Below are 17,557 nucleotides of genomic sequence, written 5' to 3'. Positions count from 1 at the left end.
GCTGCTTTTAGGGAGTGCTGTTTCGATGAAACTGATCGACTGGATCGTCACCCTCGTCATCATGCTGATGGTGATCGTCTTCTTCTGTGCGCGCCGGCCGCCCAACTGGTCGCACGACTCCCGTGCCCGGCATATGAAGGGAACCCGTCTGCTGATGCAGGCCGCGTGCGCGCTGTGGGCGGCGCTGCTGGCTGTCACGAACGGCCTGTTTGCCGTCGAAGGGATTGCCGGCGTTCGGCCAACGCCAGCCGAGTCGTCCGCCGGCATTGCCGTGCTGCTGGCATGCAGTTGCTACTGGTCGGTGCGCGGCCGGAGACTGCTGAAGCCGCGACGGATTTTCGCCGGTTGAGGAACGGGCGGGCGCCACCCGCACCGCACGCACGATCGAGCGCCCCTACCGCGTAGTGATTCCTCGCACCGCATCGATCGAAGGCGCGGGCAACCCGCTGCCAGCGCTAAAGCCTGCCCCCGCGGCGCCCTGCGCGCTCTCGCGCGCACCGCGCGCCGCCGGAGCCGGAGCCGGAGCCGGAGCCGGAGCCGCCACGACGAGCGTTGGCGCGCCAGCCGCGGCCGGTTCCGAGCCCGCGGCACCCGCCGCCTCTGGCAGCGACAGATAGAACGTCGTACCCACCCCCTCCTTCGATTCCGCCCACACTCGCCCGCCGTGTCGCTCGACCATCCGCCGCACGAGCGCGAGGCCAATGCCCTCGCCGGCCGCCGCGTTGCCATGCAGGCGCTGGAACGCGGTGAACAGCCGCGGCAGCGCGATCGCCGGGATGCCGAGGCCGTTGTCGCGCACGTAGAAGATTCGCAGCGAATGCACGCCCGGCGGCGCGGGCGTCGTGCCGATTTCGACGCGGCCCTCGCGCGCCGGGTCCAGATAGTTGACCGCGTTGCCGATCAGGTTCGCGAAGATCTGCTCGAGCGCGGTCGGATCGCCCCATACCGCGGGCAGTTCGCCGACCGTCACGCGCGCGCGCCGCACTCGGATCGACCCCTGCATCGCATCGACGACGCGCTGCACGATGTCGCGCACATTGACCTTCTGGCGCCGGTACTCGACACGCCCGACGCGCGACAGCCGCAGCAGCGCGTCGATGATGTGCGACGCGCGCATCACCGCGGTCTGCAGATAGTGCAGCGCCTCGCCAATGTCCTCGTCGACGATCCGCTCGATCCGCTCGCGCGTGCTGGTCGCGAGCGACGAGCCGCGTACCGCGTCGCGCAACTCGTCGCAGGCGCGAATCAGCTCTTTCGAAAAACCCTGCAGGTTCACCAGCGGCGCCCGCAGATCGTGCGACACGCTGTAGATGAACATTTCGTTTTCCTGAGTCTGCTGGCGCAGCGTCTCGTTGATGCGGGCAAGCTCGGCGGCGCGGCGTTCGAGGTCCGCGTGAAAACGCGCCTCGATGCGCTCGGCTTCGAGCAGACGGCGGCTCGTCTCGTGCAAGGTCAGATCGAGCCGCGCGATTTCATCGCCACCCGCGCCGAGCGGCGCGAGCGGCTCGTTGCCGGCAAGCCTGGCCGCGTTGTCGGACAGCAGCGCGAGCCGGCCGCGCACGCCGCGCGTGAACATCCCGATGGCGAGCGCGACGAACAGCAGCGAGCCCAACGCGGCCGCGACGATCAGCGTCTGTTCCCGCTCGCGCACGGCGGCGACGGCATTCGAGCGCGACATGTCTAGACGGCGCTCCTCGGCCTGGAACGCGCTCACCTGCAAGCGGAAATGATCGAGCACGTCGGCCTGGGCGAGATCGTGGAAGCGCGCGAGAATCTCGGCGCGCCGCCCGGCGCGCAGCATGTCCTGGATGCGGTCGGACCACTGGCGGTATGCCTGCACCGCCTGGCGCACCTCGACCACGCGCTCGACTTGCGCGGGATTGTCGCCGACGAGATCGACGAGATCGTCGATGCGCCGGTCGACGTCCATCCATACTGCGATCGGGGTCGTGAAGCGTACGTCGTTGGCAAGTACCGCGCCGCGCAGCGCGACCGATTCGGACAGCACCGGATCGAGAATCGCCGTGCTCTGGCGCAGTACCTCCTCGCTATGCATCGCCCGGCGCTCGGCCATTGTCGCGTCGGCCTGCGCCTTCACGACGCCGCTGAGCAGCGCGAGTTCGAAGACGGCCGGGATCGCGATCAGCAGCAGGCCTTTAGTGGTCAGTCTCATGCGTGCCCAGGGAAGGGGTTGGCCGGCGAATCGGGTACGAGGTCGGCACATTATGTCGGCGTTTGCGCGGGAAAAGAAAGAGGGACACGAACCCGTCGACCACCGTACCCCCGCTGGTCGAATGCGCGCCAGGATTGGGCATCGACAGCATCTCGTTGCGTCGGATTCCGACTAGATATGTAATTTAAATCGAATACTTCGCCCTTTTCTGGGTCATCCTGCGTAGCCGTGACGATTTATGCACTTTCGCTGTGCCTCGCCTCTCTGTTCAGGTGCATGGCGCGCTCGGACGGCGCATCGCTCGAAACCATCCAGATTCCCATCCCGGTGCCCGATTGCACCGGGCCGACGCGGCCAGCACAACTATGGCCCGCTTCTTGCTCGCATAGCGCACTTTTTTGGCACAAGCGGGACATATCGATGGAAAGTCTGAAATACGGCGCCGATACCGAGTTTCTTTTGATCGGCGCCGCCATGGTGCTGGCGATGCACGCAGGATTCGCCTTCCTGGAGCTCGGCACCGTGCGCAAGAAGAACCAGGTCAATGCACTGGTCAAGATTCTGGTGGACTTCGCGGTGTCGACGATCGCGTACTTCTTCATCGGCTACACGATCGCATACGGCGTGCAGTTTTTCGACGGCGCCGCGACGCTCGCCCAGCATAACGGCTATGCGCTCGTGCGCTTTTTCTTCCTGCTGACGTTCGCCGCCGCGATCCCCGCGATCGTGTCGGGCGGCATCGCCGAGCGCTCCAAGTTCAACCCGCAGTTGTTCGCGACGTTCGTGCTGGTCGGCTTCGTCTATCCGTTCTTCGAAGGCATCGCATGGAACGACCGTTTCGGCATTCAGGACTGGCTCACGCAGGCGTTCGGCGCGCCATTCCATGACTTCGCGGGTTCGGTGGTGGTGCACGCGTTCGGCGGATGGGTCGCGCTGCCGGCAGTGCTGCTGCTCGGCGCGCGCCACGGCCGCTATCACCGCGACGGCGGCATCGCCGCGCATCCGCCGTCGAACATTCCGTTTCTCGCGCTCGGCGCATGGGTGCTGACGGTCGGCTGGTTCGGCTTCAACGTGATGAGCTCGCAGACCCTCGACAAGATCAGCGGCCTCGTCGCGGTCAACTCGCTGATGGCGATGGTCGGCGGCACGCTGAGCGCGTGGTTCGCGGGCCGCAACGACCCGGGCTTCACGTACAACGGCCCGCTCGCCGGACTCGTCGCGGTGTGCGCGGGCTCGGACATCATGCATCCGCTCGGCGCGCTGGTCACGGGCGGCATCGCCGGCGTGCTGTTCGTCTATATGTTCACCTGCGTGCAGAACCGCTGGCGCATCGACGACGTGCTCGGCGTGTGGCCGCTGCACGGCCTGTGCGGCGCATGGGGCGGCATCGCGGCCGGCATCTTCGGCGCTCACGCGCTCGGCGGGCTGGGCGGTGTGTCGTTCGCCTCGCAGATCATCGGCACGCTCGGCGGGATCGTCGTGTCGGGGCTCGGCGGCACGGCCGTGTACGGCGCGATCCGCATGACGGTCGGCCTGCGGCTCGACCAGGAAGAGGAATACAACGGCGCCGATTTGTCGATTCACAAGATTTCGGCGACGCCGGAGTGAACCAGGGCGGCGCTCGCGGGGAACGGGAGAGACGCGGCGAGAGGCGCGGGAGAGTCGCGGGCCACATGCCTGTCCCCAAAATCCGCGCGCCGATGTTAGACTTCGCGGCTGGAGATGGCGTTCTCCATTAACCGCCCATGGGGCTGATGATGCCTGCTACGCCCGGTTATGCGGACGCGGCATCAATTCGCCCGCATCAACCGGTTTGTCGACGTTCCCGGTTCGATCCTCTTCCATGTATTGGTCTTTTCTCGCTGTCGCGATTGGCGGCGCACTCGGCTCGCTGTTTCGCTGGTTCCTCGGCTTTCGACTGAACCCGGTCTTTAGCGACCTGCCGCTTGGCACGCTCGCCGCCAACGTGATCGCCGGCTACATCATCGGTGTGGCGGTCGCGGGCTTCGCGCGGGTGCCCCAGCTCTCGCCGGAATGGCGGCTGTTCGTCATCACCGGTCTGATGGGCGGGCTGTCGACCTTCTCGACGTTCTCCGCGGAAGTGGTGCAGCGCCTGCAGGACGGCCGGCTCGGCTGGGCGGCTGGCGAAGTGGCGATTCACGTGAGCACGTCGCTGATCATGACGATTCTCGGCATCGCGACGGTTTCGCTGCTGGCGCGCTGAGGCGCGTTGATGCTCCTTGGCATTGCAGCAATGTTCGCCGTTCCGTATCACACGCTCTTTCACGTGTCCAGCGCCGTGCTGTTCGGAACCGGCTACGGCCTCGCCTATCCCGTGATCACATTGCCGAGCCGTCTCGTCCAGGCGGTCACGCGCGGCGACGCGCTTTGCAGCGCGCTCGCGCAAAGGAAAATCACCACAACTTGCCGCCCCGCATCGCCATCAGCATCGCCCACTTGGAGCGCATCGACAGTAGCCGTGGCGCGAGCGCCGGAAACAACAAGAAGAAAAAGACAGCGTCGACAACAACCACGACGGAATGTTGAATGACAAATAAAGGGAATTCCACGCCTGCAACACCAGGAGCTGTAAAGCCGCATTGACGGCTACCTCCACATCGCTCGTGGTGTGCACGATCGGCGGCGCTGAATCGATGTTGCTCAGCTCAGTGTCAAGTGGGAGTTCACAGCCATTAATGCAGCGCTCAGAGCTAGCGCAATAACTTGAATCGGATAAATATGCGCAGTTGATAAAAAAATTCCGCGCCGAGACCGTACGACAGATGCAATCCCGACATGATAAAGAAGAAACTCGTCGCGCAGCCGCTGAGTTTTCATAGCTCGGCCATTGGTATCACTCTTGCGTCGGGGCACATGACGAGCGTGCGAAAGCGGAGCATGATTCGTTTAACCGCGCTAAACCGGCATGGGCACTTTCTCACCATTTACGTTTGCAAATAAATTCACAACCAACTGGATATTAAACGAGACAGTAATTTGCCGGTAATTGTTGCGCATCGTCCTTTTGGCGGAGACGGAAGTCTCTTGAGATTTCAGAAGGCGTGATCTAACGCTTGCATTTGGGTGCCGATTTTTTGCGAACTTTCTCGTGCGGAATACTACGGTGCGTTGACATTAGAATGTCGGCTGTTGTGCGGTTATATGGCCAAAAAAAAAAAGGCATCACGTTGCCGTGACGCCTTAAAAGTTCTAGCCATTCCGAGGGCCGTGCTAGAACCTGAGAGAAGGTATTTCGAAAGGCGCAAGCGCCATGGACGGGGCAATCGATCCTGGATTCCGGGATTTTCCGCTTGCGTGCACCAAATTGCAGCGAAAAGATGCGACTTTCGAAATGAGGTTCCATTTTTTATGGTTATCCTGACTAAGTCAAGCAAAAAGATATAGTCGCTCATCGATCGGCAATTTCTTCCGATACAATGATTTTCCCAAAATATATGAAATGGATGCCCCGGTTTGGAGATGCCCCCCGCCCCGCGCGGGCGGTCGTCAATGGGTTAACGAACGTACAACCTGAAATACTGTTCCAAAAAAAAGCATGAACCGATCCACACCCAACCAAGCCGTCGCCGCCAGAGCCGCCGCGAGCAAAGACCGGGACGGCCCGGGCGATGAAGTCACCGCGCTCGCGCGCGGCCTGACCGTATTGCGCGCCGTCGCCGCCGCGCACGCACCGCTCAGCAATCGCGAACTCGCCGAGTTGACCGGCATCCCGAAGCCCACCGTGTCGCGCATCACCGCGACGCTCGTGGGCACCGGTTTTCTGCTGCGACTGCCCGAAAGCGAGCGCTTCGTGCTGACCTCGTCGGTGCTCGAACTCAGCAACGGCTTTCTGCGCAATTTCGACATCCGCTCGCGCGCGCGGCCATTCCTGATCGAACTCGCGGAACGCACCGCGTTGTCGGTGCATCTCGCGGTGCGCGACCGCTACGACATGGTCGTCATCGACGCGATCCGGCCGCGTTCGGCGGTGCTCGTATCGCGACTCGAAATCGGCTCACGCATGAGCTTGACGCGCACCGCCGTCGGCCGGGCGTATCTCGCCGCGCTCGCGCAAGCGGACCGCGACCGCCTGCTCGTCGGCCTGCAGACGGCCGAGGGCGATGATTGGGGCTATATCGGCAGCCGTCTCGTCACTGCGATCCAGGACACGCTCGAACGCGGTTTCGCCATCGCCACCGGCGAGTGGTACAACGGGCTGAACGCGATCGCGCTCGGCTTCGTCGGGCCGTCGGGCGAGCGCTACGCGGTCAATTGCGGCGGCTCGGCCGACCAGTGTCCGCGCGACTGGCTGATCTCGGACGCCGCACCCGCGCTGCTCGAATGCATCGACAAGATCGTGCTTGAGATCGGCGGCACGCCGGGGCGCCGGCTCGACGAATAGCCGGGCGGCGGCAATGAGCGCCAACGTGCAGTGACGAAGGCATCCCGCCCACCCTTGCCCTACAATTCGCCAACAGCCTGTAACCTTCGTAATTAACCGAAAAATACGCGGCTGGACTGTTACAGACACCGCAACGTACGATCACGCATCCCCGTCGCGGGACCGCGCCGCGAGCCGCGAGCGCCGTCAAAAAGGCCTCGCCGATCCGTGATGATTCCGCATTGCGTTAACATCTCTGTCCCGCGCCTCGGATAGCATCGCGCTAAATATTGCGCGGCGCGCGCCGCCACGACCGCCTGACACGCCGCCCATATGCCGGCCCGCCGTCTTTCGAACGGCGGCGACCGCATCGGCGGCTCACATCACAAAGCCAGCCACCTGACCGAACCGATGGACGAACAACAAAAGCACCCGGAAACCCAACGCCCCGCCGCTTCCCAGCCGTCCGCGAGCGGCGCGCAATCGAGCGCGCCCGGCGCGGTGAAACGCCACCGCGGCCGCACTGTCGCGCTGATCGTCGCGGCGCTGGTCGTGCTCGGCGTCGTACTGTGGCGCTGGCATCCGTGGGGCAGCCCTGGCAGCGGGGCGAGCGCGCCGGGTGCCGCGAGCGGCGCGCGCAGCGGCAACCTCGGCCGCGGCGGTCCGAACGCGATGGCCAACATGCCGCAGCCGGTGCACGTCGCCGCCGCGACGCAGGGCGAGATGCCGGTCGTGCTGACCGCGCTCGGCACGGTCACGCCGCTCGCCACCGTCACGGTGCTGCCGCAACTGAGCGGCGTACTGCAGGACGTGTATTTCAAGGAAGGCCAGATGGTCAAGAAGGGCGACGTGCTGGCCCAGATCGACCCGCGCCCGTATGAGATTTCGCTGCGCAACGCCGAAGGCACGCTGGTGCGCGACGAGGCGCTGCTCGCCACCGCGCGTCTCGATCTGAAGCGCTATCAAACGCTGCTCGCGCAAGACTCGATCGCGAGTCAGCAGGTCGACACGCAGGCGTCGCTGGTGCGGCAATACGAAGGCACGGTGAAGGCCGACCAGGCGAACGTCGACAGCTTCAAGCTCGACCTCGTGTACGCGCGCATCACCGCGCCGGTGTCGGGCCGCGTCGGTCTGCGTCAGGTCGACCCGGGCAACTACGTGACCTCGGGCCTCGCCAACGGCATCGTCGTGATTACGCAGCTCGATCCGATCAGCGTGGTGTTCTCGACCTCCGAAGACAATCTGCAGCAGATCATCCTGCACACGCGCAACGGCGAGTCGCTGTCGGCCACCGCGTACGACCGCAGCAACACGCATCCGCTCGAAGTCGGCTCGCTGAAGACGATGGACAACCAGATCGACACGACCACCGGCACGATCAAGCTGCGCGCGATCTTCGAGAACAAGGACAACGGCCTGTTCCCGAACCAGTTCGTCAACACGCGCCTGCTCGTCGATACGATCAAGGACGCGGTGATCGTGCCGACCTCGGCGGTGCTCAACGGCTCGATCGGTACCTTCGTGTACATCGTGAAGCCCGACGACACGGTCACCGTGCGCCAGGTCAAGGTCGGCCCGGTCGATGGCGAGCGCACCAGCATCCAGTCGGGTCTCGCGGTCGGCGAGCGCGTCGTGATCGACGGTTCGGACCGGCTGCGCGAAGGCTCGAAGATCACCATCCCGGCCGAGCGGCCGCGTGGCGCGTCCGGCGCGCACGGCGCGAGCGCTCCGGCGGCCGCCTCGGGCGCGCCAGCGCGTCGCGGCCGGCGCGCGCCGCAAGCATCGCAATAAAGTAAAGGCACGGCACTTACCGCATGAATCCATCCCGCGCATTTATTCTGCGTCCCGTCGGCACCGCGCTGCTGATGGCGGCGATCATGCTGGTCGGCCTCGTCGCGCTGCGCTTTCTGCCGCTGTCCGCGCTGCCCGAAGTCGACTATCCGACGATCCAGGTGCAGACCTTCTATCCGGGCGCGAGCCCGGACGTGATGACGTCGTCCGTAACGGCGCCGCTCGAGCGGCAGTTCGGGCAGATGCCGTCGCTGAATCAGATGTCGTCGCAAAGCTCGGCCGGCTCGTCGATCATCACGCTGCAATTCAGCCTCGATCTGCCGCTCGACATCGCCGAGCAGGAAGTCCAGGCGGCGATCAACGCGGCGGGCAACCTGCTGCCCTCCGACCTGCCCGCGCCGCCGATCTACGCGAAGGTCAACCCGGCCGACGCGCCGATCATCACGCTCGCGATCACGTCAAAAACGCTGCCGCTCACGCAGGTGCAGGATCTCGCCGACACGCGTCTCGCGCAGAAGATCTCGCAGGTCGCGGGGGTGGGTCTCGTGAGCCTGTCGGGCGGGCAGCGCCCGGCGATCCGCATTCAGGCGAACCCGCGCGCGCTCGCCGCGTACGGCCTGAATCTCGACGATCTGCGCACCACCATCTCGAACCTGAACGTCAACACGCCGAAGGGCAATTTCGACGGCCCGACGCGCAACTACACGATCAATTCGAACGATCAGCTGACCGACGCCGACGAGTACAAGAGCGCCGTGGTCGCATACAAGAGCGGCCGCCCGGTGATGCTGACCGACGTCGCGAGCATCGTGCCGGGTCCGGAGAACACGAAGCTCGGCGCGTGGGTCGACAACACGCCCGCGATCATCCTGAACGTGCAGCGCCAGCCGGGTGCGAACGTGATCCAGGTGGTCGACAGCATCAAGGCGCTGCTGCCGCGCTTGCAGCAGTCGCTGCCCGCCGCGCTCGACGTCGAGGTCGTCACCGACCGCACCACGACGATCCGCGCGTCGGTGCGCGACGTGCAGTTCGAGCTGGCGATGTCGGTCGTGCTGGTCGTGCTGGTGATGTACCTGTTCCTCGCCAACATCTACGCGACGATCATTCCGAGCCTATCGGTGCCGCTGTCGCTGATCGGCACGCTCGCCGTGATGTACCTGTGCGGCTTCTCGCTAGACAACCTGTCGCTGATGGCGCTGACCATCGCGACCGGCTTCGTCGTCGACGACGCGATCGTGATGATCGAGAACATCGCGCGCTATGTCGAGGAAGGCGACAGTGCGCTCGAAGCCGCGCTGAAGGGCTCGAAGCAGATCGGCTTCACGATCATTTCGCTGACGGTCTCGCTGATCGCGGTGCTGATTCCGCTGCTCTTCATGGGCGACGTGGTCGGCCGCCTGTTCCATGAATTCGCGATCACGCTCGCGGTGACGATCGTCATTTCGGCGGTCGTGTCGCTGACGCTGGTGCCGATGATGTGCGCGAAACTGTTGCGCCACACGCCGCCGCACGACAGTCACCGCTTCGAGGCGAAGGCGCACCGCTTCATCGACTGGGTGATCGCGCGCTACGCGGTCGCGCTCACCTGGGTGCTGAACCGTCAGCGCTCCACGCTGGTCGTAGCTGTCCTCACGCTGGTGCTGACCGGCCTGCTGTACGTGTTCATACCGAAGGGCTTCTTCCCGGTGCAGGACACCGGCGTGATCCAGGCGATCACGCAGATGCCGCAGTCGGTGTCGTTCGCGTCGATGGCCGAGCGTCAGCAGGCGCTCGCCGACCAGATCCTGAAGAACCCGGACGTCGAAAGCCTGACCTCCTTCATCGGCGTGGACGGCAGCAACATCACGCTGAACAGCGGTCGCATGCTGATCAACCTGAAGCCGCGCGACGACCGCGGCAGCACCGCGAGCGAAGTGATCCGCCAGTTGCAGAAGGACGTCGCGCATATTCCGGGCGCGTCGCTGTACATGCAGCCGGTGCAGGACCTGACGATCGACTCGACGGTCAGCCCGACGCAGTATCAGTTCATGCTGACCGATCCGAACATCGGCGAATTCGCGACGTGGGTGCCGAAGCTGGTCGAGCGCCTGAAGCAGTCGCCCGAACTCGCGGACGTCGCGACCGATCTGCAGGACAACGGCCGCTCGGTGTTCATCGAGATCGACCGCGCGACCGCCGCGCGCTTCGGCATCACGCCGGCCACGATCGACAGCGCGCTGTACGACGCGTTCGGCCAGCGCATCATTTCGACGATCTTCACGCAGTCGAACCAGTACCGTGTGATTCTCGAAGCGCAGCCGACGATGCAGCACTACACCACGTCGCTGAACTCGATCTACCTGCCCTCTTCCACGTCGGCGGGCGGCCAGGTGCCGCTGTCGTCGATCGCGAAGTTCATCGAGCGACCCGCGCCGCTGCTCGTCACGCACCTGAGCCAGTTCCCGGCCACCACGGTGTCGTTCAACCTCGCCCCGGGTTCGTCGCTCGGCGCGGCCGTGAAGGCGATCGAACAGGCCGAGAAGGACATCGGCCTGCCCGCGTCGTTCCAGACGCGCTTCCAGGGCGCGGCGCTCGCGTTCCAGGCGTCGCTCGCGAACGAGCTGTTCCTGATCCTCGCGGCGATCGTCACGATGTACATCGTGCTCGGCGTGCTGTACGAGAGCTTCATCCATCCGATCACGATTCTGTCCACTCTTCCGTCCGCCGGCGTCGGCGCGCTGCTCGCGCTGCTGATCACCGGCCACGATCTCGACATCATCGGCATCATCGGGATCGTGCTTTTGATCGGTATCGTGAAGAAGAACGCGATCATGATGATCGACTTCGCGCTCTATGCGGAGCGCGAGGAAGGCAAGCCGCCGCGCGAGGCGATCTACCAGGCGTGTCTGCTGCGTTTCCGGCCGATCCTGATGACCACGCTCGCCGCGCTGCTCGGCGCGCTGCCGCTGATGCTCGGCACCGGCGCGGGCTCGGAACTGCGCCGGCCGCTCGGTATCGCGATCGCCGGCGGCCTGATCGTGAGCCAGTTGCTGACGCTGTTCACGACGCCGGTGATCTACCTCGCGTTCGATTCGCTCGGCCGCCGGCTGCGCGAGCGCTTTAGCCGCGGCGATTCGTCCGGTAGCGCCACGCCGCCCGCAACCGATGCAGGGAACTGAGCGATGAACCTGTCGCGTCCGTTTATTTCCCGCCCGGTCGCCACCACGCTGCTGGCGATCGGCATCGCGCTGTCGGGCGTGTTCGCGTTCACCAAGCTGCCGGTGGCGCCGCTGCCGCAGGTCGACTTCCCGACCATCTCGGTGCAGGCGACGCTGCCGGGCGCGAGCCCGGAGACCGTCGCGACCAGCGTCGCGAGTCCGCTCGAGCGGCATCTCGGCTCGATCGCCGACGTCACCGAGATGACGTCGCAAAGCTCGGTCGGCTCGACGCGCATCACGATGCAGTTCGGCTTGAACCGCGACATCGACGGCGCCGCGCGCGACGTGCAGGCGGCGATCAACGCGGCGCGCGCCGACCTGCCCGCGAGCCTGCGCAGCAATCCGACCTACCACAAGGTCAACCCGGCCGACGCGCCGATCCTGATTCTCGCGCTGACGTCGAGCACGCGCACGCCCGGCCAGCTCTACGATTCGGCCGCCACGGTGCTGCAGCAGTCGCTGTCGCAGGTGCAGGGGGTCGGCGAAGTGGACGTGAGCGGCTCGGCGAATCCGGCCGTACGCGTCGAGCTGATGCCGCATGCGCTGTCGCACTACGGCATCGGCCTCGAGGACGTGCGCGCGGCGCTCGCCTCGGCCAACGCGAACAGCCCGAAAGGGGCGATCGAGTTCGGCGAGAATCGCGTGCAGCTGTACACCAACGACCAGGCCACCAAGGCGTCGCAGTACAAGGATCTGGTCATCGCCTATCGCAACGGCGCACCGGTCAAACTCTCCGACATGGGCGAGGTCGTCGATTCGGTCGAGGACCTGCGCAACCTCGGCCTCTTCAACGGCAAGCACGCGGTGCTCGTGATCCTGTACCGGCAGCCGGGCGCCAACATCATCGAGACCGTCGACCGCGTGAAGGCGATGCTGCCGCAATTGCACGCATCGCTGCCCGCAGACGTCGAAATCTCGCCGACCTCGGACCGCTCCACGACGATCCGCGCGTCGCTGAAAGACACCCAGCGCACGCTCGTGATCGCGGTCGCGCTGGTCGTGATGGTCGTGTTCCTGTTCCTGCGCAACTGGCGCGCCACGCTGATTCCGAGCGTGGCCGTGCCGATCTCGATCATCGGCACGTTCGGCGCGATGTACCTGATGGGCTTCTCGCTCGACAATCTGTCGCTGATGGCGTTGACCATCGCGACCGGCTTCGTCGTCGACGACGCGATCGTGGTGCTCGAAAACATCTCGCGCCACATCGAAGACGGTGTGCCGCGCATGAAGGCCGCGTTCCTCGGTGCGCGCGAGGTCGGCTTCACGGTGATGTCGATCAGCATCTCGCTCGTCGCCGTGTTCCTGCCGATCCTGCTGATGGGCGGCATCGTCGGGCGGCTGTTCCGCGAGTTCGCGCTGACGCTGTCGCTCGCGATCGCGGTGTCACTGATCGTCTCGCTGACGCTCACGCCGATGATGTGCTCGCGCCTGCTGCGCGAGCCGCACGAGAAGCAACAGGAAAGCCGCCTCGGCCGCTGGCTCGAACGCGGCTTCACGTCGATGCAGCGCGGCTACGAGCGCACGCTCGGCTGGGCGCTGCGGCATCCGCGGCTGATCCTGCTCGTGCTGCTGCTGACCATCGGGCTGAACGTCGCGCTCTACATCATCGTGCCGAAAGGCTTCTTCCCGCAGCAGGACACCGGGCGCCTGATCGGCGGCATCCAGGCCGACCAGAGCACGTCGTTCCAGGCGATGAAGGACAAGTTCTCGCAGATGATGGACATCGTCAGCAAGAACCCGGCGGTCGACAGCGTGGTCGGCTTCACCGGCGGCCGGCAGACCAACTCGGGCTTCATGTTCCTGTCGCTGAAGCCGAAGAGCGAACGCAAGCTGTCCGCCGACCAGCTGATCCAGCAGTTGCGCGCGCCGCTCGGCGACGTGGCCGGCGCGCGCACCTTCCTGCAGGCGGTGCAGGACATCCGCGTCGGCGGCCGGCAATCGAACGCGCAGTATCAGTTCACGCTGCTCGCGGACTCGACGCCCGATCTGTATAAGTGGGGGCCGAAGCTCACCGAGGCGCTGCAGGCTCGCAAGGAACTCGCGGACGTGAACTCCGACCAGCAGCAAGGCGGTCTCGAGGCGATGGTGACGATCGACCGCGCCACCGCCGCGCGTCTCGGCATCAAGCCCTCGCAGATCGACAACACGCTGTACGACGCGTTCGGCCAGCGCCAGGTATCGACGATCTACAACCCGCTGAACCAGTATCACGTGGTGATGGAAGTCGCGCCGCGCTACTGGCAGAGCCCGGAAATGCTGAGCCAGATTTACGTCAGCACCTCGGGCGGCAGCGCGAGCGGCGCGCAGACCACCAATGCGCCGGCCGGCACTGTAACGAAGGCGACCAGCACGGCGGCCACGACGAGCGGGGCCGCCGGCGGCGCCGCAACCGGCGGCACGGCAGCCACCACCGCGACGAGCGCGGCCAGCATCGCGGCCGACTCCGCGCGCAACCAGGCGATCAACTCGATCGCGGCGAGCGGCAAGTCGAGCGCGTCGTCGGGCTCGCCGGTGTCGATCGCGAAGGAAACGATGGTGCCGCTGTCGACGATCGCCAGCTTCGGGCCGGGCACCACACCGCTGTCGGTCAATCACCAGAGCCAGTTCGTCGCCTCGACGATTTCGTTCAACCTGCCGCCGGGTGTCTCGCTGTCCACCGCCACGCAGGTGATCTACGACACGATGGCCGAGATCGGCATGCCCGCCACGATTCACGGCAGCTTCCAGGGCACCGCCCAGGCGTTCCAGCAGTCGATGTCCGATCAGCCGATCCTGATCCTCGCCGCGCTCGCGGCGGTGTATATCGTGCTCGGCATCCTGTACGAGAGCTACATCCATCCTCTGACGATCCTGTCGACGCTGCCGTCCGCGGGCGTCGGCGCGCTGCTCGCGCTGCTGCTGTTCAAGACCGAGTTCAGCATCATCGCGCTGATCGGCGTGATCCTGCTGATCGGCATCGTGAAGAAGAACGCGATCATGATGGTGGACTTCGCGATCGACGCGTCGCGCAAAGGGCTGTCCTCGCGCGACGCGATCTACCAGGCCTGTCTGCTGCGCTTCCGGCCGATCATGATGACCACCTTCGCCGCGATGCTCGGTGCATTGCCGCTCGCGTTCGGCAGCGGCGAAGGCGCGGAGATGCGCGCGCCGCTCGGTATTTCGATCGTCGGCGGGCTGATCGTCAGCCAGATGCTGACGCTCTATACGACGCCGGTCGTGTATCTGTACATGGATCGCATCCGCGTGCGCTGGGAGGCGAGAAAGGCGCGCCGCACGGGTGGCGCGGCGCCGACCTCGTCATGATGTCGTGAAGGTGGTGTTCACAGCTTCTGCTCGATGGCCAGCGAGAAGATCCGCTGCCATCGGCGCGCCACCCGTTCGTTCGACATCGGCACGAGCCACTCGCCGCGCCGTGCGTCCTTGACCTTCACGGCGAGCCGCGCCTGCGCGTCGCGGCCTTGTGCTTCGGCGCCGAGAAGATCCGCGAAGATATACGCACCCTGCTCGTCGCCGACGCGAATCTCGCAGAGCCGCTTGCCCGCCGCGAGCCGCACCAATCCCCAACTGCCCTTCAGCTCGTGCGTCCAGTCGCCGTCGCGCACGTTCGGCGCGACTTCGCGGCGCCGCTGCCGCCAGTAAGCGAGCGCACCGGCAATCAGCAACGCAACCAGGACCGCCACGCTTTCCGCCACCGCCAGCCCGAAACCGGCCTGCAGCGCATCGAAGGCGCGTACCGCGCCGTACCCCAGCGCGACCAGCGCAATCAACGCAACGAGAATCGGCATCGCAAGCTCATCCGGTAAATGGGTTTAGCCTGGCACGGGCCTGACACGAGCAATGCGCGATGCCGGCGCGTGGCCCCTTCACTGCCCCTTGTGCGCGGCCGCCCATTCCTTGAGCGCGTTCAGCGTGTTCTCGACATGCTTGTCGGGCTGCAGGCTCGTGTACTCGTAGATGATCTTGCCTTCGGGCGAGATCACGTATGACACGCGATTCGCCATGCCGGCCTTCATCGGCATGCCCGCGTCGTATGCGTTGATCACCTTCGCGTCGGCGTCGGCCGCGACCGGGAATTTGCTGCGGCATTCGCTGACCGAGAACTTCGTCAGCGTATCGATGTTGTCGTGCGATACGCCGATCACCGTCGCACCGTACTTCTTGTATTCGTCGACCGCATCGGCGAATTCGTGCGCCTCGATCGTGCAGCCCTTCGTGAACGCGGCCGGATAGAAGTACAGCACGACCGGCCCCTTCTTCAGCTGATCGGCCAGCGAATACGTGTAGGTCTTGCCGCCGAGCGAGGCCTCGGCGGTGAACGCCGGCGCCGTATCGCCGGGCTTCAGGGTTGCCGAGGCGAGCGGCGAATGCATTGCGAATCCGAACGCCATGACGGCGGCCAATACCGCCGGTATGTGTTTTGTCTTCATCTGCTCCTCCATGCGTGAGCGCACGCAGTTGATCCCGTCCATCGAAGACAGCTTCGGCCGGCGTCACAGGCCGCCGCTGAACGTTCTATTGGACCACGGATGCGCACGCGGCGTCCGTCGCCGCCAGGTCCACAAGCAAATCGAAAGGATGCGGCGCGCGGGCCCGGCGCATCAAGCGTCCGACTCCGCCACGTGCGCGCCGAACCACGCCGCCGCCGACAGGTTCAGCTGCGATAGCAACTCGGGCGTCAGCGCGTGGAAGCCCGCCGCCGTCGCGACCGGCGCCGCGTCGCCGCCCTCGCCCGCGACCTCGGCGATCAGCAGCAGCGCGCCCAGCTCGCCCTTGCGCGCGACGATCGCCTCGCGGATCTGCGGCGCGAGGCCGAGCTTTTCGAGCACCGCGTCCGGGGTGCTGTCGAGCACGATATGCACCAGCGAGAAAATCCCGGTCATGAACGCGGCATCGGCGAATTCGCCGTCGGCCGGACGCAGCCAGTTCGCGGCAAGCTCCATGAAGCGCGAGCGCGTCGCGGCCAGTTGCACGAGCGGATCGGCGCGCCACGGCAGGTCGCCGGTATCCGCGTACAGCAGCAGTTGCGCCCAGCGCGCGATTTGCCGCGTGCCGGTCGCGATGATCGCCTCGCGCAGCGACGCGATGTTGCGTCCGAGGCCGAACGCGCTCGAATTGACGAGCCGCAGCAGTTGCACGACCACGCCCGGATTGACCTTCAGCTCCGCCTCGAGCTCGACGATGCCGGCGTCGCGCGACAGCAGCGCGAGCAGCCGCAACAGGCCCGGGCGCAGCGAGCGGTTGCGCGGCGCGGCCAGCACCTGCGGCCGCGCGAAGAAGTAGCCCTGGAACAGGTCGAAGCCGAGCTCGTGCGCGAGCGCGAAGTCCTCGCGAGTTTCGACCTTCTCGGCGAGCAGCGTCTTGCCGTAGCCGCGCAAGGCCGACGCGAGCTCGGCGACCTTGCGGCGCGGCGTTTGCAGGAAGTCGATCTTGACGATATCGGCGTACGGCAGCATCTCCCTCAGCTCGTCGGTCAGGTCGTGCACGTCGTCGAGCGCGACCTGGAAGCCGGCGCAGTGCAGTTCGTCGAGCCGACGCGCGAGCGAAGCGTCGTAACGCACGGTTTCGAGGATTTCGAGCACGAAGCGCTCGGGCGGCATCAGATGGACGATGTCGCTAAAGAGCAGCGCGCGGTCGATATTGACGAAGCCGCGATGCTGGCCGAGCACGGCCGGCACGCCGATACCGCCGATCGCGCGCGCGACCACCTGCGCGGTGGCCTGCGCGTCGTCGCTGATTTCGGCGTAGTTATAGGTGCCGGCGCGGAACAGCAGCTCGTACGCGTGAAGCGCCCCATCGCGATCCAGAATCGGCTGGCGGCCGACGTAGACATACTGCGGGACCGCGTCCGGGTCCCCGCGCTCAAGATAGCCGGCCGACGCGCCGGCGACGACATCACGCACCTCGGCATCCCGCGGGACGGGCCATGGGGCGCTGGCGGACCTGATGACGGAGCGTTCGAAGATGGATCATCGGTGCAAGGTTCGGAAAGTCTACGCAGCGCGACGCCATCAGCGT

The 17,557-nt window shown here is 65.6% G+C and carries 12 protein-coding genes and 1 riboswitch; of the genes, 7 read left to right on the top strand and 5 right to left on the bottom strand.

Going from position 1 to position 17,557, the window contains the following annotated elements:
* Positions 1 to 25: 25 nt before the first annotated feature.
* Complete coding sequence (locus tag AB3X96_RS17765) at positions 26 to 349, top strand: hypothetical protein (RefSeq protein ID WP_368590697.1); 324 nt, start codon at positions 26 to 28, stop codon at positions 347 to 349.
* A gap of 45 nt (positions 350 to 394) precedes the next feature.
* On the opposite strand, the gene AB3X96_RS17760 is transcribed toward AB3X96_RS17765, so the two are convergent.
* A complete protein-coding gene (locus tag AB3X96_RS17760) occupies positions 395 to 2,173 on the bottom strand; it encodes an ATP-binding protein (RefSeq protein WP_368590696.1) in 1,779 nt (592 codons plus the stop codon).
* A 420-nt stretch (positions 2,174 to 2,593) separates the two neighbouring features.
* Between AB3X96_RS17760 and AB3X96_RS17755 the strand changes: the two genes are divergently transcribed.
* Positions 2,594 to 3,781: an ammonium transporter gene (locus AB3X96_RS17755; RefSeq protein WP_176365744.1), complete on the top strand. Its 1,188-nt coding sequence runs from the start codon at positions 2,594 to 2,596 to the stop codon at positions 3,779 to 3,781.
* Between the two features lie 101 nt (positions 3,782 to 3,882).
* Positions 3,883 to 3,944, top strand: a riboswitch (Fluoride riboswitch).
* A 72-nt stretch (positions 3,945 to 4,016) separates the two neighbouring features.
* Positions 4,017 to 4,397: a fluoride efflux transporter CrcB gene (crcB, locus tag AB3X96_RS17750; RefSeq protein ID WP_176108943.1), complete on the top strand. Its 381-nt coding sequence runs from the start codon at positions 4,017 to 4,019 to the stop codon at positions 4,395 to 4,397.
* Between the two features lie 190 nt (positions 4,398 to 4,587).
* On the opposite strand, the gene AB3X96_RS17745 is transcribed toward crcB, so the two are convergent.
* Complete coding sequence (locus AB3X96_RS17745) at positions 4,588 to 4,743, bottom strand: hypothetical protein (RefSeq protein ID WP_176120064.1); 156 nt, start codon at positions 4,741 to 4,743, stop codon at positions 4,588 to 4,590.
* Between the two features lie 986 nt (positions 4,744 to 5,729).
* On the opposite strand from AB3X96_RS17745, the gene AB3X96_RS17740 reads away from it, so the two are divergent.
* From AB3X96_RS17740 to AB3X96_RS17725, 4 genes are all read left to right on the top strand, one after another.
* On the top strand, positions 5,730 to 6,575 hold the full coding sequence (locus tag AB3X96_RS17740; RefSeq protein ID WP_368590695.1) for an IclR family transcriptional regulator: 846 nt from the start codon (positions 5,730 to 5,732) through the stop codon (positions 6,573 to 6,575).
* Positions 6,576 to 6,965: 390 nt separating this feature from the next.
* Positions 6,966 to 8,345 (top strand): MdtA/MuxA family multidrug efflux RND transporter periplasmic adaptor subunit, encoded by a 1,380-nt coding sequence (locus AB3X96_RS17735; protein ID WP_368590694.1) that lies wholly within the window; start codon positions 6,966 to 6,968, stop codon positions 8,343 to 8,345.
* A 23-nt stretch (positions 8,346 to 8,368) separates the two neighbouring features.
* On the top strand, positions 8,369 to 11,503 hold the full coding sequence (locus AB3X96_RS17730; protein ID WP_368590693.1) for an MdtB/MuxB family multidrug efflux RND transporter permease subunit: 3,135 nt from the start codon (positions 8,369 to 8,371) through the stop codon (positions 11,501 to 11,503).
* Positions 11,504 to 11,506: 3 nt separating this feature from the next.
* On the top strand, positions 11,507 to 14,845 hold the full coding sequence (locus AB3X96_RS17725; RefSeq protein ID WP_368590692.1) for an efflux RND transporter permease subunit: 3,339 nt from the start codon (positions 11,507 to 11,509) through the stop codon (positions 14,843 to 14,845).
* Positions 14,846 to 14,862: 17 nt separating this feature from the next.
* Here AB3X96_RS17725 and AB3X96_RS17720 read toward each other — a convergent pair whose 3' ends face one another.
* The 3 genes from AB3X96_RS17720 to AB3X96_RS17710 all read right to left on the bottom strand — a co-directional run bounded on the left by AB3X96_RS17720 (position 14,863) and on the right by AB3X96_RS17710 (position 17,442).
* The gene (locus tag AB3X96_RS17720; RefSeq protein WP_368590691.1) at positions 14,863 to 15,327 is read right to left on the bottom strand and encodes a hypothetical protein; all 465 of its coding nucleotides are present in this window, start codon (positions 15,325 to 15,327) and stop codon (positions 14,863 to 14,865) included.
* A 78-nt stretch (positions 15,328 to 15,405) separates the two neighbouring features.
* Positions 15,406 to 15,969 (bottom strand): peroxiredoxin, encoded by a 564-nt coding sequence (locus AB3X96_RS17715; RefSeq protein WP_368590690.1) that lies wholly within the window; start codon positions 15,967 to 15,969, stop codon positions 15,406 to 15,408.
* 171 nt (positions 15,970 to 16,140) lie between these two features.
* The gene (locus AB3X96_RS17710) at positions 16,141 to 17,442 is read right to left on the bottom strand and encodes an EAL and HDOD domain-containing protein (RefSeq protein ID WP_368590689.1); all 1,302 of its coding nucleotides are present in this window, start codon (positions 17,440 to 17,442) and stop codon (positions 16,141 to 16,143) included.
* Positions 17,443 to 17,557: the final 115 nt, after the last annotated feature.

This window comes from Paraburkholderia sp. BR13439 (assembly GCF_040948805.1).
GTDB lineage: Bacteria > Pseudomonadota > Gammaproteobacteria > Burkholderiales > Burkholderiaceae > Paraburkholderia > Paraburkholderia youngii.
This window is presented reverse-complemented; position numbering and strand designations above follow the sequence as displayed.